Annotated in this window: 22 protein-coding genes and 1 tRNA gene; 5 read left to right on the top strand and 18 right to left on the bottom strand. The window is 64.9% G+C overall.

The window, feature by feature from the left end:
- Positions 1-41: 41 nt before the first annotated feature.
- Positions 42-791 carry an aspartate/glutamate racemase family protein gene (locus tag VCS63_RS12030; RefSeq protein ID WP_323879887.1) on the bottom strand — a complete coding sequence of 250 codons (750 nt, stop codon included), beginning with the start codon at positions 789-791 and terminating at the stop codon, positions 42-44.
- Positions 792-1,037: 246 nt separating this feature from the next.
- On the opposite strand from VCS63_RS12030, the gene VCS63_RS12025 reads away from it, so the two are divergent.
- Positions 1,038-1,757, top strand: coding sequence for a GntR family transcriptional regulator (locus VCS63_RS12025; protein WP_076812225.1), 720 nt, complete (start codon positions 1,038-1,040; stop codon positions 1,755-1,757).
- Positions 1,758-1,835: 78 nt separating this feature from the next.
- Here the strand turns inward: VCS63_RS12025 and VCS63_RS12020 are convergent, their stop codons facing one another.
- A complete protein-coding gene (locus tag VCS63_RS12020) occupies positions 1,836-2,126 on the bottom strand; it encodes a DUF3579 domain-containing protein (protein WP_013392635.1) in 291 nt (96 codons plus the stop codon).
- A gap of 236 nt (positions 2,127-2,362) precedes the next feature.
- Between VCS63_RS12020 and VCS63_RS12015 the strand changes: the two genes are divergently transcribed.
- On the top strand, positions 2,363-3,544 hold the full coding sequence (locus tag VCS63_RS12015; RefSeq protein ID WP_076812222.1) for an aspartate aminotransferase family protein: 1,182 nt from the start codon (positions 2,363-2,365) through the stop codon (positions 3,542-3,544).
- 58 nt (positions 3,545-3,602) lie between these two features.
- Complete coding sequence (gene argF / locus VCS63_RS12010; protein ID WP_042796867.1) at positions 3,603-4,544, top strand: ornithine carbamoyltransferase; 942 nt, start codon at positions 3,603-3,605, stop codon at positions 4,542-4,544.
- Positions 4,545-4,614: 70 nt separating this feature from the next.
- On the opposite strand, the gene VCS63_RS12005 is transcribed toward argF, so the two are convergent.
- The 4 genes from VCS63_RS12005 to VCS63_RS11990 form a co-directional block, all read right to left on the bottom strand.
- Positions 4,615-5,178 (bottom strand): DUF4286 family protein, encoded by a 564-nt coding sequence (locus VCS63_RS12005; RefSeq protein ID WP_104654052.1) that lies wholly within the window; start codon positions 5,176-5,178, stop codon positions 4,615-4,617.
- Between the two features lie 13 nt (positions 5,179-5,191).
- A complete protein-coding gene (locus tag VCS63_RS12000) occupies positions 5,192-5,722 on the bottom strand; it encodes a carboxymuconolactone decarboxylase family protein (protein ID WP_063641610.1) in 531 nt (176 codons plus the stop codon).
- A gap of 2 nt (positions 5,723-5,724) precedes the next feature.
- Positions 5,725-6,678: a Bug family tripartite tricarboxylate transporter substrate binding protein gene (locus VCS63_RS11995; RefSeq protein WP_063641611.1), complete on the bottom strand. Its 954-nt coding sequence runs from the start codon at positions 6,676-6,678 to the stop codon at positions 5,725-5,727.
- A gap of 70 nt (positions 6,679-6,748) precedes the next feature.
- On the bottom strand, positions 6,749-7,615 hold the full coding sequence (locus VCS63_RS11990) for an amidohydrolase family protein (RefSeq protein WP_076812213.1): 867 nt from the start codon (positions 7,613-7,615) through the stop codon (positions 6,749-6,751).
- A 97-nt stretch (positions 7,616-7,712) separates the two neighbouring features.
- Here VCS63_RS11990 and VCS63_RS11985 point away from each other — a divergent pair, with 97 nt between their 5' ends.
- Together VCS63_RS11985 and argG are read left to right on the top strand one after the other, a co-directional pair.
- On the top strand, positions 7,713-8,639 hold the full coding sequence (locus VCS63_RS11985; protein WP_063641612.1) for a LysR family transcriptional regulator: 927 nt from the start codon (positions 7,713-7,715) through the stop codon (positions 8,637-8,639).
- Between the two features lie 82 nt (positions 8,640-8,721).
- Positions 8,722-10,062: an argininosuccinate synthase gene (argG, locus tag VCS63_RS11980; protein WP_042792708.1), complete on the top strand. Its 1,341-nt coding sequence runs from the start codon at positions 8,722-8,724 to the stop codon at positions 10,060-10,062.
- A gap of 197 nt (positions 10,063-10,259) precedes the next feature.
- Here argG and VCS63_RS11975 read toward each other — a convergent pair whose 3' ends face one another.
- The 12 genes from VCS63_RS11975 to rnr all read right to left on the bottom strand — a co-directional run bounded on the left by VCS63_RS11975 (position 10,260) and on the right by rnr (position 22,951).
- Positions 10,260-12,188, bottom strand: a complete 1,929-nt coding sequence (locus VCS63_RS11975) for a potassium transporter Kup (protein ID WP_164794336.1) — start codon at positions 12,186-12,188, stop codon at positions 10,260-10,262.
- Positions 12,185-13,300, bottom strand: a complete 1,116-nt coding sequence (locus VCS63_RS11970; RefSeq protein ID WP_223306431.1) for a sensor histidine kinase — start codon at positions 13,298-13,300, stop codon at positions 12,185-12,187. Before VCS63_RS11970 ends, VCS63_RS11975 begins: the two co-directional genes overlap by 4 nt.
- A 66-nt stretch (positions 13,301-13,366) precedes the next feature.
- Positions 13,367-14,038, bottom strand: a complete 672-nt coding sequence (locus VCS63_RS11965; RefSeq protein WP_006218435.1) for a response regulator transcription factor — start codon at positions 14,036-14,038, stop codon at positions 13,367-13,369.
- A 65-nt stretch (positions 14,039-14,103) separates the two neighbouring features.
- Positions 14,104-14,586, bottom strand: coding sequence for an ExbD/TolR family protein (locus VCS63_RS11960; RefSeq protein ID WP_063641614.1), 483 nt, complete (start codon positions 14,584-14,586; stop codon positions 14,104-14,106).
- Positions 14,586-15,581 (bottom strand): MotA/TolQ/ExbB proton channel family protein, encoded by a 996-nt coding sequence (locus VCS63_RS11955; protein ID WP_042792706.1) that lies wholly within the window; start codon positions 15,579-15,581, stop codon positions 14,586-14,588. The genes VCS63_RS11960 and VCS63_RS11955 overlap by 1 nt, the downstream gene beginning before the upstream one ends.
- Before the next feature lies 1 nt (position 15,582).
- Positions 15,583-16,392, bottom strand: a complete 810-nt coding sequence (locus VCS63_RS11950; protein WP_042792705.1) for an energy transducer TonB — start codon at positions 16,390-16,392, stop codon at positions 15,583-15,585.
- A gap of 317 nt (positions 16,393-16,709) precedes the next feature.
- Positions 16,710-16,785 (bottom strand) — tRNA-Val (locus VCS63_RS11945).
- A 155-nt stretch (positions 16,786-16,940) separates the two neighbouring features.
- Positions 16,941-17,213, bottom strand: coding sequence for an HU family DNA-binding protein (locus tag VCS63_RS11940; RefSeq protein WP_003812968.1), 273 nt, complete (start codon positions 17,211-17,213; stop codon positions 16,941-16,943).
- Positions 17,214-17,566: 353 nt separating this feature from the next.
- Positions 17,567-18,247 (bottom strand): Fe2+-dependent dioxygenase, encoded by a 681-nt coding sequence (locus VCS63_RS11935; RefSeq protein ID WP_042792703.1) that lies wholly within the window; start codon positions 18,245-18,247, stop codon positions 17,567-17,569.
- A 61-nt stretch (positions 18,248-18,308) separates the two neighbouring features.
- Positions 18,309-19,553: a cystathionine gamma-synthase family protein gene (locus VCS63_RS11930; RefSeq protein ID WP_042792702.1), complete on the bottom strand. Its 1,245-nt coding sequence runs from the start codon at positions 19,551-19,553 to the stop codon at positions 18,309-18,311.
- A gap of 52 nt (positions 19,554-19,605) precedes the next feature.
- Entirely contained in the window at positions 19,606-20,343 is a 738-nt protein-coding gene (gene rlmB / locus VCS63_RS11925; RefSeq protein ID WP_042792700.1) for a 23S rRNA (guanosine(2251)-2'-O)-methyltransferase RlmB, read from the bottom strand.
- Positions 20,344-20,473: 130 nt separating this feature from the next.
- On the bottom strand, positions 20,474-22,951 hold the full coding sequence (gene rnr, locus VCS63_RS11920; RefSeq protein ID WP_063641615.1) for a ribonuclease R: 2,478 nt from the start codon (positions 22,949-22,951) through the stop codon (positions 20,474-20,476).
- Positions 22,952-22,983: the final 32 nt, after the last annotated feature.

Genomic DNA, 22,983 nt, shown 5'->3' with positions numbered 1-22,983 from the left:
CTCGCCGGGGTCGTGCCCGGCGCGGTGGGTACGGCAAAAAGCTAGGAATGCGCGTCCGCGCGGATGGGAGACAAACGCTGCGCGCGCTCCAGGGACGCAAGCGCGAGCACCTGGGCCAGGGCGGCGCGGTAGGAATCGATGATGGGAACGGCAGGCAGGCGCGGCAGGCTGGGCAGGTAGCCGGCCAGCGCGGCGCCGGCCACGATGACGACGTCCGCTCCCTGCGCCACTGCGGCGTCCAGCGCCCGGCTGACGTGCAGCGCGGACTCCCCCGAACGCGAGACATAGTCCAGGGCATTGCCCGGCAGGGCCAGAATGGCGGCGCACCGGGACTCCAGCCCCAGTTGGCGGATCTGTTCACGCAGCATGCCGGGCCAGCGCTGCCCTACTGTCACGATGGCGTAGCGGTCGCCCCGCTGCATGGCGCTCATGATCGAGGCCTCGGCCATGCCCACCACGGGCACATCCAGGCGTTCGCGCACCGCGCCGATGCCGGGCTCGCCGAAACACGCCAGCAGGCAGGCGTCGAACCCGGCCGGCGTTTCCACCGCCTTCTCCACGACGTCCAGCACGGCGTGGGCAGCGATCGCCGCCTCCGCCCGGCTGGCGATATAGGCAGGGCCGAACCCGGCCGTGACGGCATGGATATGGACCGAACCGCCGTAAAACGCCTCGGCCTGGCTGGCCAGGCTGGAGGTCAGTTCGGACGTCGTGTTGCCATTGACCACCAACAGGCGGTATGGCGAAGAAACGGACTGCGCGGTGGCGGCGGCCTGGCGTACTGCGGACATGGATCAGCCTTTTGATTTGTATACAAACAATAAGGTTCTTTTAAGACAATCCAGATTGGTTTGTATAAAAATTTGTATACGATTTATGTCGCCAATGTACTCCGCACAATTGCGGCGACAAGCTATCGCTAACCCTTAGCCCAGGGTGTAGTATGCTTTCCGCACTGAGAAAAATGCGCGCCGGCAGCGTCTGCCGGACTATTCCAATACTCTGAAAGCGCGCAGGCATAGGAGCCAAAGAAGAAGATGAAGTCCCTCGCGCCACCGGCCAACGAGCCCGCCAAGAAAGACGTCAGTCGCAACGAAATCGTATACAAAAACTTGCGCCGCGCCATCATCGAGCAGGCCCTGCTACCCGGCGACAAGCTGCCCGAGGACATCATCGGCGAGCGTTTCGGCGTCAGTCGAACCATCGTGCGGGGCGTGCTGACGCGCCTGTTCAGCGAAGGGCTGGTGGATTTGCGGCCGAATCGCGGTGCCGCGGTGGCCCGGCCCAGCCTGGAAGAGGCGCATGACATCTTCGAGGCGCGCCGCTGCCTGGAACGCGACGTCGCGCGCCGGCTGCTGCAGCACATCACAGAAGCCGGTTTGGCCCGGCTGGAGCAGCACGTTGCCCAGGAAGAGGAAGCCCGCAAGCGCAACAGCACCAACGAGTCCATCCGGCTGTCCGGAGAATTCCACATCCTGATGGCGGAGCTCTCGGGCAACGCCGTGTATGCGCGCTATGTCAATGAAATCGTGTCGCGCTGCTCGCTGATCCTGGCCCTTTACGGCCGTCCGCATTCGAGCGAATGCGCGGTCAGCGAACATATGGAGATCGTGACGGGCTTGCGCGCGCGCGACGAAAAGCACGTGCTGCACCTGCTGGAGCATCACCTGGAGTCGGTGACCGCGCGCGCCCTGCTGACCGCGGACGGCCCGGGCGTGCGCGATATCCGCAAGATCCTGGACCGTTACGGCACGTAGGGGCGGCCCCGCCCGATGGGCGTGCCGCAGCCCCCAACGAAAAAGCGCCCGGTTCGGGCGCTTTTTGGTTCAGGAAGGCTAGATTTCGCGTTCTTCCGTCTTGAGGTTGTTGTCGCGAGCGAAATCCACCACAAACTTGTACGCCAGCGGTTCCAGATCGCGCAAACGCAAATCGACCACGATCCCGCGCACGCCGTCGATCACGACGGGCAGCACATAGGGCGAATAGGTGAGGTGGTTACCGGCACAGCCGGCGGGCCGGAATTGTGCCATTACGCCGGCGAGCCGTTCCGCCCAGTCGCTGGGGCGAAAGCGGCTACCGCTTTCGGTAACGCCATGAATTACGAATTGTCTGACGCGAGTTGCCATGAGTTCTTCACTACAGCGCGCCCTTCACGAAAGCCGGATCTTCGGCGTGATCAAACATGCGCCCTGCGCCGCGAATTGTATATGATTGATCCTTTGCCCTCTTTCAAAAAGCGATTCGCCCTGGGAAACCGGCTGCCAGGCAGGCAACTTCCGGCCCGCAGCTCCAGACCGGCAGCTTCCGACAGGAACTCCGGCCAGTCCCGGCGAAGTCCGCTTCATCCCCAGGAGGATCCGCAATGACCTCGCCTCTGGCCAACATCTACTCACGGCTGCCCGTAGCGTTCACGCACGGCCAGGGAGTCTGGCTGTGGGATGACCAGGGCCGCAAGTACCTGGACGCGCTGGCCGGCATCGGCGTGTCCTGCCTGGGGCACGCCCATCCGAAGTTGGTGGCCGCCATCAGCGAGCAGGCCGCCCGCGTCATCCACACCTCGAACATCTACGAAGTGCCGCAGCAGACCGCGCTGGCCGCCCGCCTGACCGAACTGTCCGGCATGCAGGAAGTCGCGTTCAACAATAGCGGCTCCGAAGCCAACGAAGCCGCGATCAAGCTGGCGCGCTACTACGCCTACCAGCGTGGCAACAAGCACGCCCACATCATCACCATGGATTCGTCCTGGCATGGCCGTACCCTGGCCACGCTGGCGGCCACGGGAAGCGAAAAGGCGCGCAAAGGCTTCGAACCGCTGCCCTCGGGCTTCATCCAGGTGCCCTACAACAGCGTGGACGCGGTGCGCTCCGCCGGCGACGCTGAACCGCGCGTGGCCGCCGTTCTGCTTGAAGTGCTGCAAGGCGAAGGCGGCATCCGCCCCTCCGATATCGCCTATCTCCAGGAAGTGCGCCGGCTCTGCACCGAGCGCGGCTGGCTGCTGATGATCGACGAAGTCCAGTCCGGCATTGGCCGCACCGGCAAATGGTTCGCCCACCAGTGGGCCGACATCGTGCCCGACGTCATGACCCTGGCCAAGGGCCTGGCGGGCGGCGTGCCCATCGGCGCCATGCTTGCCGCCGGCCCCGCCGCCGGCGTCCTCACGCCCGGCAGCCATGGCACCACGTTCGGCGGCGGCCCGCTGGTGTGCGCGGCCGGGCTGGCCGTACTGGACGCGCTGGAATCCGAAAGACTGCTGGACAACGCCCACACCGTGGGCCAGCACCTGCAAGCCGCCCTGGCCAATGCCTTGGCCGGCACGCGGGGCGTCACCGAAATCCGAGGCCGAGGCCTGATGCTGGGCATCGAGCTCGCCCGCCCCTGCGGCGTGCTCGCCATGCGCGCCATGGAGGCAGGGCTGCTCATCAACGTCACGCGCGACCGCGTCATCCGCATGTTGCCGCCGCTGATCCTCAGCCGTGACGAAGCCGACCGCATCGTCGCCATCCTGGTTCCGCTCATCCAGGAATTCCTGGCCGAAACACCATAAAATCAACGTCCCGCCCGGGCCATGAGCCTGGCCGGGCCCTATGACCTGCGACATCACCATGACTCCTCCCACGACTCAAAACGGCCCGTTGCGGCACTTCCTGCAGTTCAAGGACTTCTCGTCCGCCGAGATCGCCTATGTGCTGGACCGCGCACGCCTGATCAAGGACAAGTTCAAGCGCTATGAACCCCACATGCCGCTGCACGACCGCACGCTGGCGATGGTGTTCGAAAAGGCCAGCACGCGCACTCGCGTGTCGTTCGAGGCCGGCATGTACCAGATGGGCGGTTCGGTCATCAACCTGACCTCCAACGATTCGCAGCTGGGCCGCTCCGAGCCCATCGAAGACACCGCGCGCGTCATTTCGCGCATGGTCGATATCGTCATGATCCGCACGTTCGAGCAAACGCGCATCGAGCGCTTCGCCTCGCATTCGCGCGTGCCCGTGATAAACGGCCTGACCAACGAATTCCACCCCTGCCAGATCCTGGCGGACATCTTCACCTACATCGAGCACCGCGGCCCCATCGCCGGCAAGACGGTAGCCTGGGTGGGCGACGCCAACAACATGGCATACACCTGGCTGCAGGCCGCCGAAATGCTGGGCTTCACGCTGCATGTGTCCACCCCGGCCGGGTACGAGCTCGAAGCCTCGCGCATCGGCACTCCGCCAGCCAAGGTGCTGCGCCAGTTCAAGGACCCCATGGAAGCCTGCAAGGGCGCGCACCTGGTCACCACCGACGTATGGACCAGCATGGGCTATGAAGCCGAAAACGAAGAGCGCCGCGCTGCCTTCGCCGACTGGTGCGTGGACGCCGAAATGATGGCCGCCGCCGATCCCGCAGCCGTGTTCATGCATTGCCTGCCCGCCCACCGCGGCGAGGAAGTCACGGGCGAAGTCATCGACGGCCCGCAAAGCGTGGTCTGGGACGAAGCCGAAAACCGCCTGCACGTGCAAAAGGCGCTGATGGAGTTCCTGCTGCTGGGCCAGATCAAGTAAGGCCCCCGCAGCAAAATAAAGGCCTGCGCATCTTTCGATGCGCAGGCCTTTTTTCTTGCGCGGGCAACGCCTAGGCGATCCGCTTGAACATGGTCCGGCGGGTGTTGCGGAACGACGGTCGCACGCGGCTGCTCCAGTCGCTGGCGCGCACGGCCAGCCAGGGCGGGCTGCCGAAAGTCTCGCGCGTATGCAGGTCGTAGCACGCCAGATAGCGCGGCGATTCGTCGCGGCATTCAAAGCGCATGGCGCGCACGGTGCCCGGCACCGAAGCCAGGCCCGGCAGGTGTTCCTGGTCGTACCAGGCGTTCAAGTCGGCCTCTGCCTCGGGTAGCACGTCGGTTTCCACGATGTAGTGCCAAGGCGCGTCCTGTCCCGCCGAGGCGCCAGCGAGCTCCAGCGTGGGATGCAGTACGCGCGCCCGCGCGCCCGGAAAACTCTCGGCCAGACGCGCGAGAACCTCCGGCAAGGACGCTGCGGGTCCATGCAGATAGACGTAGGTCTCGTCCTCGTCCACGGCGGCATACGCGGCGGCGCGCACGCCCTCCAGTCCCTGGGTCAGCGTCTGCGCAAGATCGCGGCCGCGCGGCTCGTCGAATCGTTCTCCCAGCGACACCAGCAATACGGTTTCCGGCACAGTCATCTCCTTTTCAATGCCCGACGCGCAAGGCCACCAGGAAGCGCGACACCATGTTGTACGCGCCGACGGTGGCGGCCAGCTCCACCAGCAGCGTGTCATCGTAGCGCGCCCTGAGCGGCGCGAACACCGCGTCGGGTACCTCGATGTCGCGCGTCATGGCGTCCGTCAGCGCCAGCACCTCGGCCTCGCCCGGCTCCAGGCCCGGCAGCGCCGACGCAGCCGGACCGCCCCGCAACGCGTCGACCAGCGTCTGCGGCATTCCCGCAGCCAGCGCGTGCGGCACATGCGCCTCGAACTCATAGGGCGCGTTGTTCAACGTCGCCACCCGCAGGATGATCAGCTCGCGCAGCCGCGGCGGCACGGCCGTATTCAGGCGGATCGCGGTCAGCATGGCTTCCCACCCCTGCACCACGGCCGGACTGTTCAGCAGCACCTGGTACAGGGGCGAAATGCGCCCGCGCGCCGCCGCAATCCGCGCCTCGACGTCAGCCAGTTCCGGGCGCGTGCCCGGCGTCACCAACCCTACTCTGCATGCATTCATCTTCACTCCGGACGGATATTCTTGCGCTGGATCAGCGCGGTCCATTTCTCGCGATCGGACGCGATCAGGTCCGCCAGTTCCTGCGGGCTGCCAGGCGCGGCCTGGGCGCCAAACTTCTCCAGGCGGGCACGCACGCTCTCCGCCCCCAGCGCGGCGCGCACGGCCTGGTTGAGCTTGTCGATGGTGGCCGGCGGGGTAGCGGCAGGAGCGACGATGCCATACCAGTTGTTGGATTCCACTCCGGCGATGCCCTGCTCGGCCAGGGTCTTGACCTCGGGTAGCAGAGGGTGGCGGGTCGGCGCGGCGATACCCAGCGGCTTGAGCTTGCCGCCCTGGATATGGCCGATCAGACCGGGCACATCTCCAAAGAATCCCGACACCTGGTTGCCCATCACGTCGTTAATGACCGGAGCGGCGCCCTTGTAGGGCACGTGCATCACGTTCGCCTTGCTGGCGTCGGCGAACATTTCCAGGGTCAGGTGGGGAATGCTGCCTATGCCGGACGAGCCAATCGCGACGGATTGCGTCGCGGCCTGCGACTTCTTGACGAAGTCCGCCGCGTCGACCGCCGGATTGGAGGGGTTCACCACGAACACCGTGGCGTTGTTCACCACCTTGGACACGGGTGCGAAATCGCGCGCCGGATCGTACGGCAAGTCCTTGTACAGCGCCGGGCTTATTGCGACCGCCCCCACGCTGGTCAGGAACAGCACCGAGCCATCGGCGGGCGCCTTGGCCACGTAGGCCGCGGCAATGTTGCCATTGGCGCCGGCCTTGTTCTCCACGATGACCTGCTGCTTGAGCTCTTTGCCCAGCTGCTCGGCCAGTACCCGGCCGACCAGGTCCACCGGCCCGCCAGGGGGAAAGGCAATGATGAGGCGCACGGGCCCCTCGGCCCGGGCTGCGCCCAGGGCGGCCAGGCTCAGCAAGCCGGCGGACAGTATTTTCTTGAACATGATGTCTCCTGATTGAATGGAATTTTCTTGTCTTGCACGCACCGTCTGATGGCGGCCGCGTTTGCCACGCCTACTCGAATCCGTACAGCCGCGCCGGGTTGTCCACCAGGATGCGCTGGCGCAAGGCCGCGTCGGGACAGGCATCAAAAAGCAGGTCGACCAGCTCGCCGTCGTCGGGCATGTCGCCCGCCACGTTCGGATGCGGCCAATCCGTGCCCCACAGGCAACGGTCGGGCAAAGCCTCGGCCAGCGCTCGCACGAAGGGCAGGCCCTCCGCGAACGGCCGCTTGCCGGACGAGATGCGGTCGATGCCCGACACCTTGACCCAGGCTTGCGGCACGCTCGACAGGTCCAGCAACGCCCTCATCGCCGGCGACTCCAGCCCGTCGCCCGCCTTCAGGCGCCCCATGTGATCGACCACGAAAGGCAGCGGCAGCGCCGTCAGGCGCGGCAGCAACTCAGGCAACATCGCGCCGTCGAGATGCAGGCACAGATGCCAGCCCAGGGGCGCAATCAGCGCCACCACCCGGTCAAAGACCGCCGGATCCGGCGCGCCGCCCAGATGCGGCACGAAGTTGAAGCGGGCCGCGCGCACGCCGCCATCATGCAGTTGGCTGACGGCGGCCTCGGTGGCATCCGCCCCCAGCAGCGCCACGCCGCGATAACGCCCCGCGCTGCGGGCAAGCGCGTCCAGCAAGGCACGATGATCCGATCCATGGCAATTGGCTTGCACCACCACCGCGCGCTCCACGCCCAGGCGCTCATGCAGCGCCGCCATGGCCTGGTAGGGCGCGTCCGGCGGGGTGTACGAACGGCCTTCGGCATACGGGAATACGTCCGCCGGCCCGAATACGTGGCAATGCGCATCGCACGCGCCCGGCGGCAAAGCGTGACGGGGGCGGGACGGCGACGCGAGCGGAGGACGGCAATCGGACACGGGCGGGTTCCTACGTTGAAAACGCCATGGTCCCGGATTGCTCGCCTCCCAACAATGCTATATCTTTGATTTCAGATATAGATTTTCCAAATATCTTATGGACCTCAAGCAAATCGAGTACTTCCTGCGCGTGGCCGAGAGGCGCAGCTTCTCCCGCGCGGCCGAAATGCTGGATGTGGCCCAGCCCACGCTCAGCCGCCAGGTGCGCCTACTGGAACTGGAGCTCGGCCAGCACCTGCTCTACCGCAACGGACGCGGCGCCGAGCCCACCGAGGCCGGGCTGCGCTTTCTGGAACACGCGCGCGCCCTGCTCACCTTGGCCGAGCGTGCCAAGGAAGACCTGCAAACCCTGCGCGAAACGCCCACCGGCAAGGTCGTCGTGGGCCTGCCGCCCCGGATCGCGCGGGTGCTGACGCCACCGCTGGTCCAGGCCTTCCGCCGCAGCTTCCCGGAGGCCTCCATTGCCGTGGCCGAAGGCCTGAGCGCCCAGGTGCGCGAATGGCTGCTGGCCGGGCGGGTCGACCTGGCGCTGCTCTACGACCCGGCGCCCTCGCCCCAGCTCGCCTATGAATCCCTGTTCCGCGAAGACCTGGTGCTGGTGGCCGCGGCCGGACACCGGCCCGCCCTGCCCCCAAGCATCGCGGTGGCAGAACTGGGCAGCTACCCGCTGGTCGTGCCCAGCCTGCCCAACGCCATCCGCACCCTGGTCGAGAGCGTGTGCCGCGCCCAAGGGGTGCGCCTGACCATCGCCGTCGAGGTCGACGCGGTCCAGACCATCGTCGAGCTGGCCGCCCAGGGCGACGCCTACGCCATCCTGCCGCGCTCGGCAGCGCGCGGTCCCGCTGCGGAGCACGAACTGTCGCTGTGCGACATCGTGGCCCCCACCATCACCAACAACCTGGTGCTGGCCAGCGCCCGCCACCGGCCGGCCACGCGGCTCGCTACCGCCACCGCGCTCCTGATCCGGCGGCTGGAGCTGCCGGCGCTGTTCGCCCCGCCGGGCCGCTCCCACCAAAAGAGTTAAAATAGAGTCTGTTTTTCTTGTTTGGCGGCTAGCTGCTGTCAAAGTCTGCTGTCAAAGTCCTGTTGGCGTCTCACTTCAAACAATGACCACTATCCTCCCGAACCTTCCCACCGGCCAGAAGGTCGGCATCGCCTTCTCCGGCGGCCTGGACACCAGCGCGGCGCTCCTGTGGATGCGCAACAACGGCGCCATCCCCTACGCCTACACCGCGAACCTGGGCCAGCCCGACGAGTCCGACTATGACGAGATCCCGCGCAAGGCCATGGCCTACGGCGCCGAGAAGGCCCGCCTGATCGACTGCCGCGCGCAGATGGTGGCCGAAGGCATCGCCGCCCTGCAATCGGGCGCGTTCCACATCTCGACCGCCGGCATCACCTACTTCAACACCACCCCGATCGGCCGCGCAGTCACCGGCACGATGCTGGTGGCCGCCATGAAGGAAGACGACGTCAACATCTGGGGCGACGGCAGCACCTTCAAGGGCAACGACATCGAGCGCTTCTACCGCTACGGCCTGCTGACCAACCCGGACCTGAAGATCTACAAGCCCTGGCTGGACCAGCGCTTCATCGACGAGCTCGGCGGCCGTTCCGAAATGTCGGAATACATGCGCCAAGCCGGCTTCGACTACAAGATGTCGGCTGAGAAGGCCTATTCCACCGACTCCAACCTGCTGGGCGCCACCCACGAAGCCAAGGACCTGGAGCACCTGAACTCCGGCATCCGCATCGTCAAGCCCATCATGGGCGTCGCCTTCTGGCGCGACGACGTCGCCGTCAAGGCCGAGGAAGTCACCGTCCGCTTCGAGGAAGGCCATCCGGTCGCCCTGAACGGCGTGGAATACAGCGACCCGGTCGAACTGATGCTCGAAGCCAACCGCATCGGCGGCCGCCACGGCCTGGGCATGAGCGACCAGATCGAAAACCGCATCATCGAGGCCAAGAGCCGCGGCATCTACGAAGCCCCGGGCCTGGCCCTGCTATTCATCGCCTACGAACGCCTGGTCACCGGCATCCACAACGAAGACACCATCGAGCAGTACCGCGAAAGCGGCCGCAAGCTGGGCCGCCTGCTGTACCAAGGCCGCTGGTTCGACCCGCAAGCCATCATGCTGCGCGAAGCCGCCCAGCGCTGGGTCGCGCGCGCCGTCACCGGCGAAGTCACGATCGAACTGCGCCGCGGTAACGACTACTCGCTGTTGAACACCGAATCGCCCAACCTGACCTACGCTCCCGAGCGTCTGTCCATGGAAAAGGTCGAAAACGCTCCGTTCACTCCCGCGGACCGCATCGGTCAGCTCACCATGCGCAACCTCGACATCGTCGACACCCGCGGCAAGCTCTTCACCTACGTAAAGACCGGCCTGCTCGCCTCCTCCGGCACCTCGCTGCCCCAGCTGAGCGACGAAGGCAAGAAGAAGTAATTCTTCAACGCCAAAAACCAGAAAGCCCTTCGGCATGCCGAAGGGCTTTTTGCTTTACAAACACCAATCGCAAGACACACCCAAGCCCCCAGAGGCCGCCCGCGCGGCCGGCAGGGGGCAAGCCCCGCAATATCCTCCACCAAACCCGCCCCAGGCGTCAAAAGAATGCAACGCGCCGTCAAGCAGCAAGCAGTAGCCTAAAGCTCCACCTGCATCCCCATCTCCACCACCCGATTGGCCGGAATCTTGAAAAACTTGGTGCTCCGCGTCGAATTGCGCGCCATGAAGGAAAACACGGCACGCCGCCACCGCCACAAGGCCGGCTTCTTCGCCGCCACCACGGTCTGCCGCGACAGGAAATACGACGTACGCATCGGCTCCAGATCGATCTCCGGATACGCCTCGGCCACCAGCCGCAACGCCTCCGGCACATCCGGGTCTTCCTTGAAGCCGTAGTTGATCGTCGCCTGCCAGCTCGATGCCGACAGCTTGGTCACGGAGAAGCGCTCCTCGGCCGATACATAGGGCACATCCGCCACCAGGATGGTCAGGAACAGCACATGGTCGTGCAGCACCTTGTTGTGCTTCAGGTTGTGCAGCAACGCCGGCGGCACATTGCCGGAATTCATCGTCATGAAGATCGCGGTGCCCGGCACCCGCGACGGCGGATACTCTTCGAGCTGCGACATGAATTCCTTGAGCGGCTGGCGGTCCCGCTGCTGCATCTCGGACAGCAGCCGGCGGCCACGACGCCACGTCATCATCAGCGTGAACACCACGATCGCCACCAGCAGCGGCAGCCAGCCGCCCTCGTGGATCTTGAATACGTTGGCCGAAAACAGCAGCACGTCGAATAACAGCAACAGGCCCAGCGCCACCATCCACAGCACACGCTTGAGGCCGGTCGAACCGCGCGGCAACACGGCGAAAGCCAGCACCGACGTCGTGAACATCGTGCCCGTCACCGCGAAACCATAAGCGGCAGCCAGGTTGTCCGAATTGCGGAACAGCAGGACCAGGATCAGCACCGCGCACAGCAGCAGCGCATTGACCTGCGGCAGATAGATCTGGCCCTTCTCGATGGCCGAGGTATGCAGGATCTGCATGCGCGGCCAGAAACCCAGTTGCACCGCCTGGCGGGTAACCGAATAGGCGCCCGAGATCACGGCCTGGGAAGCCACGATAGTCGCGATGGTGGCCAACGCCACCAGCGGAGCCAGCCCCCATTCCGGGGCCATCATGAAGAACGGATTGCGTATCGCGGTCGGGTCGCGCAGCAGCAGTGCGCCCTGCCCGAAATAGCACAGCGTCAAGGCCGGCAGCACCATGCTGAACCAGGCCCGGCGGATCGCCGGACGGCCAAAGTGGCCCATGTCTGCATACAGCGCCTCGGCGCCGGTCAGAGCCAGCACCACCGCGCCCAGCAGAACGAAGCTGATCCAGGGAAACTCGACGATGAAGCGCAATCCCCACATCGGATTCAGCGCCCGCAGCACTTCCGGCGTCTGCCAGATCTGCCAGCCGCCCAACGCGGCCAGCGTGCCGAACCACAGCAACATCACCGGGCCGAACAGCTTGCCCATGGCGCCCGTGCCGTGCGACTGGATCGCGAACAGCGCGATCAGCACCACCAGCGACAGCGGCACGACCCAGGCGTCCAGCTGATGCGACACGATGCCTATCCCTTCCAGCGCCGAGAGCACCGAAATCGCGGGCGTGATCATGCTGTCGCCATAGAACAGCGCCGCCCCGAAGATTCCCAGCACGATCAGTACCCAGCGCAGCTTGCCTTCGCGCCCGCGCACCGCCAGTTCCAGCAGGGCCAGCGTGCCGCCCTCGCCGCGGTTGTCGGCGCGCAGCACCAGGGTCACGTACTTGAACGACACCACGACCATCAGCATCCAGAACAGGATGGACAGCACGCCCAGCAGGTGCGCAGGCTCCAAGTCGGTGTGCACGCTCAAGCCCGTCAAACAGGCCCGCAACGTATAAAGAGGACTGGTGCCGATATCGCCATACACCACGCCCAGCGCCCCCAGGATGAGTGCGGCCCGCGACGAGGGGGCGTGGCCGCCCAGGGCTTGCGCATTGGACGACGTAGGTACGCTGACCGAACCTTGGCTCATGATGTCGGTTCTTGACGAGTAAGTTGGGCCCCCTTGCGAGGGCCGGGAAACACGACGGACAGCCGTGTTCCTGCAAAGTCCGGGCGGCTGGTGAGCTTCCACCAGGCGCCATGCGCGTGGGCGATTTCCCGCACAATGGCCAGGCCCAGGCCGGACCCGCCCGCGGTGGCCGTCGGCGAACGATAGAAAGCCTCGAATACGCGTTCGCGCTCGTCCGGCGAAATCCCAGGCCCGTCGTCCTCCACGGTCAGCGACGGCGGATTCGCACCGACGATCAGCGTGATGCGGCCGGTCTTGTTGCCGTAGCGCAGCGCATTGTCGATGAGATTGCCCAGCAGCTCGGCCAGCAATAAGGGATCGGCGTCGATCCAGATGGGCGCGTCGGGAGCCACCAGGTCCAGTTCGTAATGCGCCTCGCGCACCCGCGGAAACCATTCCGCGCCGTGCGCCCGCACCCATTCACACAGGTCGATGCGCACGAAACTGTCTTGCGGGCGGGCGTTGGGGTCGGCGCGCGCCAGGACCAGCAGCTGCTGGCCCAGGCGTATCATGCGGTCGCTCACGGCCTTGATTCGTTCAGCCCGAGCTCGCACGTCGTCGGGCAAGGGACGCGCCAGCATTAATTCGGACTCCAGGCGCAGCCCGGACAAGGGCGTGCGCAACTGATGCGCGGCATGGCCAATAAAACGGCGCTGCGCCGCCAGCGAGGCATCCAGGCGCAGCAGCAAGTCATTGGTGTGCGTGACCAGCGGCTCGATCTCGACCGGCACGCCGGCCACTTCGAGCGGCTGCATGTCGTCGATGGAACGTTGCCTGATCTCTTCGGAAAGGTGGTTTACCGAACGCAGCCCGGAACGCACGCCCTGCACCACGACCCATGTGAACAGCGCGATCAGCGCCACCTGCCCCACCACCATCAGCCAGAAGAAATCTTCCAGCATCCAGAGCGACATGTCGATCTTGTGCGTGATGACCCAGGTAGCCGCCAGGTCCAGCAGGACCAGCAGCAGGATCGGCGGCATCAGGCGGATGACCAGATGCCGCGCAAGCGAACGGGAGGGGAGCAAAGGACGGGCAACCGGGGTAGCGGTAGGAGTGCGTTCCTGCATCATGACGCAATGCCCTCGCCTAGGCGGATGGATGCGCTCGGCCGGCGCAATCCGGCCGTAGCCGGGCCGTCAGGCCGTTTCCACATCCAGCATGTAGCCAAAGCCGCGCACCGTCTGGATGCTGGCGCCCGTGCCCTCAAGGCGTTTGCGCAGGCGGTACACATAGACTTCGACGGCGTTTTCGCTGAAGTCGGCATCCCAGGCCGAAAGCGAGTTCACGATCTGGCGCTTGGTCACGACACGGCCGACGCGGGCCATCAGCATTTCCAGGACGGAGAGCTCGCGCACCGACAAGGACAGGCGCTGGCCATTGGCGCGGACCTCGCGGCCGACGGTATCGAACACCAGCGGACCGACTTCGATCAGCGGCTGCGCCTGGCCGGCGCGACGCCGGCCGAAAGCGCGCACACGCGCCGCCAGCTCGGGAAGTTCGAAAGGTTTAGTGACGTAATCGTCGGCGCCGGCGTCCAGGCCGGCGACGCGATCCTCGATGCCATCGCGGGCGGTGAGGATCAGCACGGGGACCTGATTGCCGTCCTGGCGCAATTGCCGCAGCACGTCCAGGCCGCTCATGCCCGGGAGGTTGAGGTCGAGCAGCATCAGGTCATAGGGCTGGCCTGCCAAGGCACCCAGAACCCGGTCGCCCTCGGTCAGCCAGTCGACCGCATAGCCTTGGTCGGCCAGAAATTCCTGGAGCGCGTGGCCCAGGGTGGTGTCGTCTTCGATTACCAGAACTCGCATGCGGCGATTCTAGCGCGATCCCGGCCGGAGCGGGGCGCGAAATGCGCCCCGGGGCCGGGAAGCGTTCAAGGTGCGGACGGAGCGGGGGCGGCCCCGCCAGCGGCAGGAGCTGCCGCGCCCGCGGCGCCGCCCGAGGGCGGCGTGGTGACGAACCCGATGCGCGTCATGCCCGAACGGCGCGCCGAGGCCATGACCTTGGCCAGTGTCTCGTAGCGGGTGTTCTGGTCCGCGCGGATGCGGATCTCGGGTTGCGGCTTGGTGCCGGCGATCGATTTGAAGCGGTTGGGCAGGTCGTCGATATTGACCGGCTTCTCGTCCCAGAACAACGCGCCGCTGGCGTCGATGGCCAGGTCGACGGTCTTGGGCTCTTCCTCGATCTGCTCGGCGGCCACCTGGGGCATGTTGATCTTGATCGAGTGCGCCAGCAGCGGCGCGGTGATGATGAAGATCACCAGCAGCACCAGCATGACGTCGATCAGGGGCACCATGTTGATCTCGGAAACCGTATGGCTTCCGGATCCTTTGCCCTCGAAGCTGCCAAAGGCCATTATTCGCTCCCGCGTTGAGCCACTGCGCCATTGCCGCCCTGGCGGCGCAGGGCGCGCACCTTGCCGTCGGACAGCGCGACTTGCTGGCCGGTGGTCAGGAACGCGAACAAATCATGCGCGAACGCGTCCAGGCGCGAGAGGAACACGCGGTTGTTGCGCACGAAGGTGTTGTAAGCCAGCACCGCGGGAATGGCGACCGCCAGACCCAGGCCCGTCATGATCAGCGCTTCGCCCACCGGACCGGCGATACGGTTGATGGTCACGCCATCGGACAGGCCGATGCCGACCAGGGCATGGTACACGCCCCAAACCGTGCCGAACAGACCTACGAAGGGCGCCGTCGAACCCACCGAAGCCAGCACGGTCAGGCCGTTTTCCAGCTTGGCGGTTTCTTCGTCGATCACCTTGCGCATGGTGCGCGTGACGAAATCCGAATTGCTGCCCGACTCTTCCAGCTTGGTCGCGCCGAACTTGTTGTGATGCGCCTGCGCATGCATGGCGTGGCTGGCCAGGTGCGAGAACGGATCGCGGGCGCCATGCGTGACGATCTCGTTTTCGACCTGTTCAAGCGAACTGGCATTCCAGAACTTGTTGAGGAAATCCGCCGAGCGCTTGCGCATGCTGACGTTGCTGGCGACCTTGACCAGGATCAGATACCAGGTCACCAGCGACATCAGGATCAGGATGATGAACAGGCTCTTGCCGACGAAGTCGCTCTGCGCCACAAAGTGCAGAAAGCCCATGTCGGGAACCGCGGCGGGAGCCGGAGCGGCCGGCAACGCCGAGGGCAGCGCGGCAGCGGCGCCGTGCAGCGCGTCCGCCGATTGCTGAACGGCGCCAGCGGCTTGCTGAGCCGCGGCACCGACCGTCTCGGCGGCTTGTTGGGCTGCGGGCGCGGCCCCAGCCGCGGAGGGCGCAGCGGCGGCGGCAGCCGGCGCCGCCGGGCTGGTGGTCGCCTGCGCCACCAGGGTGGCGCTATGCAGTGCGTTGGACATCTCAGTTCCTCATTACGAAATCGAACGGAATTTTGGCTTTGGCGGGATAGGCCACGCCGTTACGGGTATACGGTTTGAAACGGCCCTTGCGGGCGGCTGCCAGCGCCGATTCGTCCAAGCGCGGAAAGCCCGAGGATGCGTCGATGGTTGCCCGCTCGACCAGCCCCTGGGTATTGATCTCGACCAACACGACCACTCGGCCCTCCTCCCGCATGCGCCGCGAAGCCATCGGGTAATTGGGCATCGGACGCGCGCCCTGGAACTCGATGCTGGACACCAGCACCGGCTGGTCCGGCGGCGGCCCCTGCTGCGGCCCTTGCGGCGCCTGCGTGCCCTCGGGCGCGCCGCTGGGCGGCGCCTTGGGCGGTTCGGGCTTGGGCTCGGGCTTGACGTCCTGCTTGGGCTCGGGCTTGGGTTTAGGCTTGGGCTGCGGCTTGGGCTTGGGTTTGGGCGCCGGCATCGGCGGCTTTTCAACCACCGGTTCCGGTTCGGGTTCAGGCTCCGGCTCGGGCTTGAGTTCAGGCTCGGGCTCGGGTTCGGGTTCAACCTCGGGCTGCGGCTCCGGCGGTGTTTCCGTCACCGGCTGCTGTTCCTCGGGAGTCGGCTCGGCCTTGGCGATCTGGGGAATGGGCGCATCCACCACGCTCACCATGATGGCTTCCGGTTCCTCGAGTTCAGGGCGATTCTCGGGGGCCATGAAGATGGCGCCGATCACTGCCGCATGAAGCGCCAGGACCGTCAGGCCAGCGCCTGCGCGTATACCGAATGAAGAGCGCGAAGATGAATTCCAACCGCGTTGAAAACTAGGCATGAATCAGCCAGGGTGCATTGACTTATCCGGCCAGCCAGGGAAAGACGCACACGCGATGGCGACGCCGGCTGACCGGTACAAGCCCACAATAATATCTTAAATGCGAATGATTCGCACGTCCTATTTCATCTGATCCGGTCCTACATTTCTGACCTGGATCAATGGATTCAAGCGATGCGTCTCGAGGCGGACACTACAGGCAGCGACCCACGCGCATGGAGCAGCACGGCAACAGATCAACGCCAAAAACAAAAAACCCGCCACCATGACGTGTGCGGGTTTTGTGCGGAGCGCGTATCGGATACAGCCTGGGCTTTTGGTGGGTGCTACAGGGGTCGAACCTGTGACCTACGCCTTGTAAGGGCGCCGCTCTACCAACTGAGCTAAGCACCCATTCTGATGCAGCCTCAAGACGAAATTCGCGAAAAATCCGTACAAGCAACTGCCAACCGGGGCACTCAAAAGCAATACGCGGGCCGGAGTATACCGGACCGCGCAATTGTCGGCAAATCAGCAGGTCTGAATGCCTGCGATCTGCCTGCCGTCCATTAGTTGACGGCATCCTTCAGGGCCTTGCCCGGACGGAACTTCGGCACCTTGGCCTTCTTGATCTTGATGGTTTCGCCGGTGCGCGGATTACGGCCGGTGCGTGCGGCGCGAGCCGACACAGCGAACGTGCCAAAGCCAACCAACGTAACCGTACCGCCCTTCTTCAGGGTGGTCTTCACGGCACCGATCAGGGCGTCGAGCGAACGACCAGCGGCAGCCTTGGAGATGTCGGCCTTGCTGGCGATGTGATCGATGAGTTCGGTTTTGTTCATTCAGGTGTACCCCTCACAAGGTATGGAGTCTGTCGGTAGTGCAGTTCATGGCCGTCATGATTGGACGCCGCTGAAGACGCAAGACCCGACAAACGACGAACAGACAGTGGATAAACTTTTTTCTTGCGCTGCGAAGCACAACTTTTAAACTGCTGCGCCGCTTAGATTCAATGGCAAATTGCCTTCAAATCGTCAGCGACGCAGACGTGTATTAGGCCTTGGCGTAGCGCGGCTGTCAAGCGAAAACCTCACCACAACCCGCGTCAATACTAGCTTTTAGACCGTTTCGCAATAAACAGAAACACGCATTTTGGGGTTTGTGCGACACCCCCGAACACGATATTTAACTTGCGTCAGACATCGGCCCATCGGCGCAGCAAATTGTGATAAACGCCCGTGAGCTGCACGATGGAAGCATGCCCTGCGGCGTCCTGATTCAAGCGCTGTATGGCCACATCCATCTCTAGCAGCAGCGCGCGCTGGCTGTCTTCGCGCACCAGGCTCTGCATCCAGAAAAAGGACGATACGCGCGCGCCGCGCGTCACCGGATTGACCTTGTGCAGGCTGGTGCCCGGATACAGCACCATGTGCCCAGCCGGCAGCTTCACCGCGCGCGGACCATAGGTGTCGTCGATGACCAGCTCGCCGCCATCGTAGGAATCAGGCTCCGAGAAAAACAGCGTGGCCGACAGGTCGGTGCGCACGCGTTCGGCGGTGCCAGTAATGCCGCGCACGGCGTTATCCACGTGATAGCCGAAGGCCTCGCCACCCTCGTAGCGGTTGAACAAAGGCGGGAAGATCTTGCGCGGCAACGCGGCCGACATGAACAGATTGTTGCCCGCCAGGCGTTGCAGGATCAGGTTGCCCAGCTCCTGCGCCAGCGGATGCTGCTCGGGCAATTGGCGATTGCGTTTGACTTCGGCCGATTGATAGCCCGCCGTGACCTTGCCGTCGACCCAATCAGCGGCGTCCAGCCGTCGCCGGATTTCGGCAGCCTCTTCCGGCGTAAAAACTTCTGCGATCTGTATAAGCATGGGCGCTATCCCGATTGTGTTGCAAGCGCGCACGCCCGATGGTCGCGCGCGTGCCGCAGCATTATCCCTGCAGACAGCCGTTGAGCGCCTGATCGAAATCAAACAGCAAATCGGCCTCATCTTCGATGCCCACCGAGACGCGGATGAGGCTGTCGGCAATGCCCATCTGCTTGCGCCGCTCGGCGCCCATCTCGTAATAGATGGTGTGGGCGGCGGGCAGCGCCAGGCTGCGGGTATCGCCAAGATGGGTCGCCATCAGCACGATGCGCAGGCGGTTCAGGAAGTCGAAGCAGTCCACGCCATCGGCCAGCTCAACGCCCAGCAAGCCGCCGAAGCGCGATCCGAACAGCGCTGCGGCGCGCGCATGCTGCGGATGGCTTGCCAGACCGGGGTAATGCACCTTGGCCACGCCCGGGTGCTCTTCCAGGAAGCGCGCCAGCGCCAGCGCGTTGGCGCAATGCTTGGCCATGCGCAAGGCCAGGGTCTCGGCCCCCACGGCGATACGGTGCGCGGGCTCGGCCGCCAACGTGCCGCCCATGTCGCGCAGGCCCTTTTTCTTGATCTGCGTAAGACCCCAGCTGGTGGACGGCCCCTTGCGATAGGCATCGTAGATGTTGGAGTACGCGGACCAGTCATACAGGCCGGTGTCCGTCACCGCTCCGCCCAGCGCATTGCCGTGGCCGCCGATGTACTTGGACAGCGAATTCATGACCAGCGACGCGCCGACCGAGGCAGGACGGAACATCCAGGGCGACGTCAGCGTGTTATCGACAACATAGACCAGCCCTTTCTCGCGGCAGATCTCGCCGATAACCGCCAGGTCGGCGACTTGCGTACCCGGATTGGCGATGGTTTCGGTAAAGACCATGCGGGTGTTGGGCTGGATCGCCGCGCGCACTTGCGACGAATCCGTGGAATCCACGAAGGTGATTTCCACGCCCAGCTCCAGCAGCGTTCCCAAAAGGCTGTTCGTGTTGCCAAAGACGAACTGGCTGGACACCAGATGGTCGCCCCGGCGCAGCAACGTGGTGAAGATAGCCGCCAGCGCTGCCATGCCGGTCGCGAAACTGACCGTGCCTTTGCCGCCTTCCATCTGGTTGACCTTGGCCTCCAGCGCGGTGGTAGTGGGCGTGCCTTGACGGGCATAGGTGAAGCCCGCCTTGCCCTGGAACACCGCGGCCAGCTCGCGCGCGTCGTCGTAGGCGAACTCCGACGACGGATGCATGGGCTTGTGCACCGCTCCGTGCTCGACGGATTGCTTGCGGTCGGAATGGAGGATCGTCGTGGTAAAGCCGTTCTGGTGCATGATGAGCTGACGCGAAAAAGATGGGGTCTACAAAATAGGCAAGGCGGAGATATCAGGCGCGGCGTTGGCGCACGGTTTCGTACAGGCAGACGGCGCTGGCCACGCTGACGTTCAGGCTTTCCACCGAACCCAGCATGGGAATGTTCACCAACTGATCGCAGGTTTCCCGTGTCAGGCGACGCATGCCCTCGCCTTCCGCCCCCATGACCCAGGCCATGGGCTGGCGGGCATCGATCTGGTGCATGCTGTCCGCCGCCTGGTCATCGGTGCCCACCAGCCAGACGCCGCGGTCCTTCAGGCTGCGCATGGTGCGAGCCAGGTTGGTCACCATCAGATAGGGAACCGTATCGGCCGCGCCGCAGGCGACGCGTTGCACGGTCGCATTCAGGCCGACGGCCCGATCCCGCGGGGCGATGACGGCATGCACGCCCGCGGCGTCCGCGGTGCGCAGGCAAGCGCCCAGGTTGTGCGGGTCGGTCACGCCGTCCAGGATCAAGAGCAACGGCGGCCCTTCAATGACGTCGAGCACCTCGTCCACGTCCACCGCCAGCTGGCGCTCTTCGGCCAGCGCCACCACTCCCTGATGGCGGGTGCCGCGGGACAGGCCGTCCAGGCGTTCCATCGGAACCGGATGCAGGCGGCAGCCCGCTTTCTCGGCCTGCTCGATAAACGCCTGCATCCGCTTGTCGCGGCGCGACGCCTCTACATAGATTTCCTTGATTGAGTCGGGCGCGTGGCGCAGCCGCGCGACTACCGCGTGAAACCCGGCCAGGACTTGGGTCGACGCCATAAATGCAATACCTTTAGATAAACGAATACCCGCCCCAGAGCGGGGCGGGCCACCGGATCGAGCCGGGCATAGACGCAATGTTACCCCTTATGGCCAGGCCGCCAAACGACGGCGTGGCCATAAAGAAGTATCAATGGCGCTTGTGCGTGGCTTTCTTGGCCGGCGCGGCGCGCTTGGGGGCCTTCTTGGGAGCCCTGGGCGGCTTGCTGGCTTTCTTGGCCTCGGCACGCCGTTCCTTGGCCGTCTGGCCCTTCAGCGCCGCGGGCTTGGGCGACGCCGCCTTCTTCACGCGGCGCGAGGGTTCGTCGGGCCCCCGGGCCGACGCCTTGCGCAAGGCGTCAAAGCTCGTGCCCTGCACCAGGCGGAACTCGATGCGGCGCGCCTCCAGATCCACGCGCGACACCTGTACCTGGACCTTGTCGGTCAGGCGGTAACGCATGCCGGTGCGCTCGCCACGCAGCTCGTGCAAGGCGTCGTTGAACTGGAAGTACTCGCCGCCCAGCTCGGAAACATGCACCAGCCCTTCGACGTGCAGGGTATCCAGCGTGACAAAGATGCCGAAACTGGCGACGCCGGTCACCGTGCCACTGAAGTCCTCGCCCACACGCTCCTTGACGAACCAGCACTTGAGCCAGGCCTCGACATCGCGCGAGGCCTCGTCGGCGCGGCGCTCGCTCGCGGACAGGACCAGTCCCAGCTTTTCCCAGATGGCGTGTTCATGTTCGCGCTGGGTCCGGCCAATGACCACCGGCTGGTCTTCCAGACTGGGCACATACCGCTCTGCGGCCAGCAATGCCTTGATGACACGGTGAGTCAGCAGGTCGGGATAGCGGCGGATGGGCGACGTGAAATGGCTGTAGCCGGGATACGAGAGGCCGAAGTGCCCCATGTTGTCGGGACTATAGACTGCCTGCTGCATGGAGCGCAGGCACATGGTCTGCAGCAGCTGGTAGTCAGGGCGACCGCGCACCGAATCCAGGAAGTCTCCGTAGTCCTTGGCCGTGGGCGTCTCGCCCCCGCCCAGCGACAGGCCCATGGTGCGCAGGAATTCACGCAGCGACTGCAGGCGTTCGGGCGTCGGCCCTTCGTGGATGCGGAACAGGCCAGGATGCTTGCTGCGGGTCATGAAGTCGGCCGCGCAGGTATTGGCGGCCAGCATGCATTCCTCGATCAGCTTATGCGCATCGTTGCGAACCGATGGCACGATTTGCTCGATACGGCCGAGTTCGTTGCAGACGATCTTGGTCTCGACGGTGTCGAAGTCGATGGCGCCACGCTTCTTGCGCCCTTGCGCCAGCAATTGGTAGAGCTCATACAGATGCTGGACCTGCGGCATGACGCTGCGCATGGCGTGCGCGGCTGGACCGCCGGGCTGCTGCAGCGCGGCCCAGATGTTGGTGTAGGTGGTGCGCGCATGCGAGTGCATGACCGCGTTGTAGAACTGGTAAGCCGTGACCGTTCCCGCCTTGGCGCCGCTGGCCGGGATGACCATGTCGCAGACCAGCACCAGGCGGTCGACGTCCGGGTTGAGCGAACACAGCCCGTTGGACAACGATTCCGGCAGCATCGGAATGACGCGGCGCGGAAAGTAGACGCTGGTGCCGCGTTCGATCGCGTCATCATCCAGCGCATCGCCCGGACGCACATAATGGCTAACGTCGGCGATGGCCACCAGCAGGCGCCAGCCCGGACGCTTGCGCTGGCCCGTGCCCAGCTCGACGGGTTCGCAGTACACAGCGTCGTCGAAGTCGCGCGCGTCTTCGCCGTCGATCGTGATGAGCGGCACGTCGCGCAGGTCCACGCGATCCTTGAGATCGGCCTTGCGGACCACGTCCGGCAGGCGCGCGGCCTGCTTGAGCGCAGCTTCCGAAAACTCGACCGGCACGTCGAACTTGCGCACCGCGATCTCGATTTCCATGCCGGGATCGTCGATCTCGCCCAGCACTTCGGCCACGCGGCCCAGCGGCTGCGTGTGGCGCGTGGGCTGCTCCATGATTTCAACAGCGACCACCTGCCCATGCTGGGCTCCGTTGGTGTCGCTGGGCGGAATCAGGATGTCATGCTTGATGCGCTGGTCTTCGGGGACGACGATGGACAGGCCATGCTCGTGCAGAAAGCGTCCCACCAGCTTGTTGGTGCGGCGTTCAATGACCTCGACGATAGTGCCTTCAGGCTTGCCGCGGTATTCGCCGGAGGGTTTGACCAGCACGCGGTCGCCATGCAGCACCTTGAGCATTTCGCGAGGCGACAGGAACAGATCGGGCCCGCCGTCATCGCGCAGCAGAAAGCCGAAGCCGTCGCGGTGCCCCAGCACCTTGCCGGCGATGAAGTCCAGTTTGGTGGCCAGCAGCAGCACGCCCTTGCGATTGGGCATCAATTGCCCGTCGCGCTCCATGGCGCCCAGGCGGCGTTCAAACCCCACCATCGTCGCGGCGCGCTCGACGCCCATGCGTTCGGCCAGTTCCACCGGAGACAGCGGCGAGCCGGCGGCGCGCAGCGCTTTCAGGATGGCTTCACGAGACGGGACATCGGGATCGAAGTCCGGCGGCGCTTCGGGCAAGGGTGTTGATCTGTTGTTATTCGATTCGTTATTCGATCGTTTTGCCAAAGCTAAAATTTCCGTATATAATGCGCAGCTTC

Source organism: Achromobacter sp. D10 (assembly GCF_035282245.1).
Taxonomy (GTDB): domain Bacteria; phylum Pseudomonadota; class Gammaproteobacteria; order Burkholderiales; family Burkholderiaceae_B; genus Achromobacter; species Achromobacter insolitus.
Note: the sequence above shows the minus strand (reverse complement) of the source record. Positions and strands in the feature narration are given on the sequence as shown.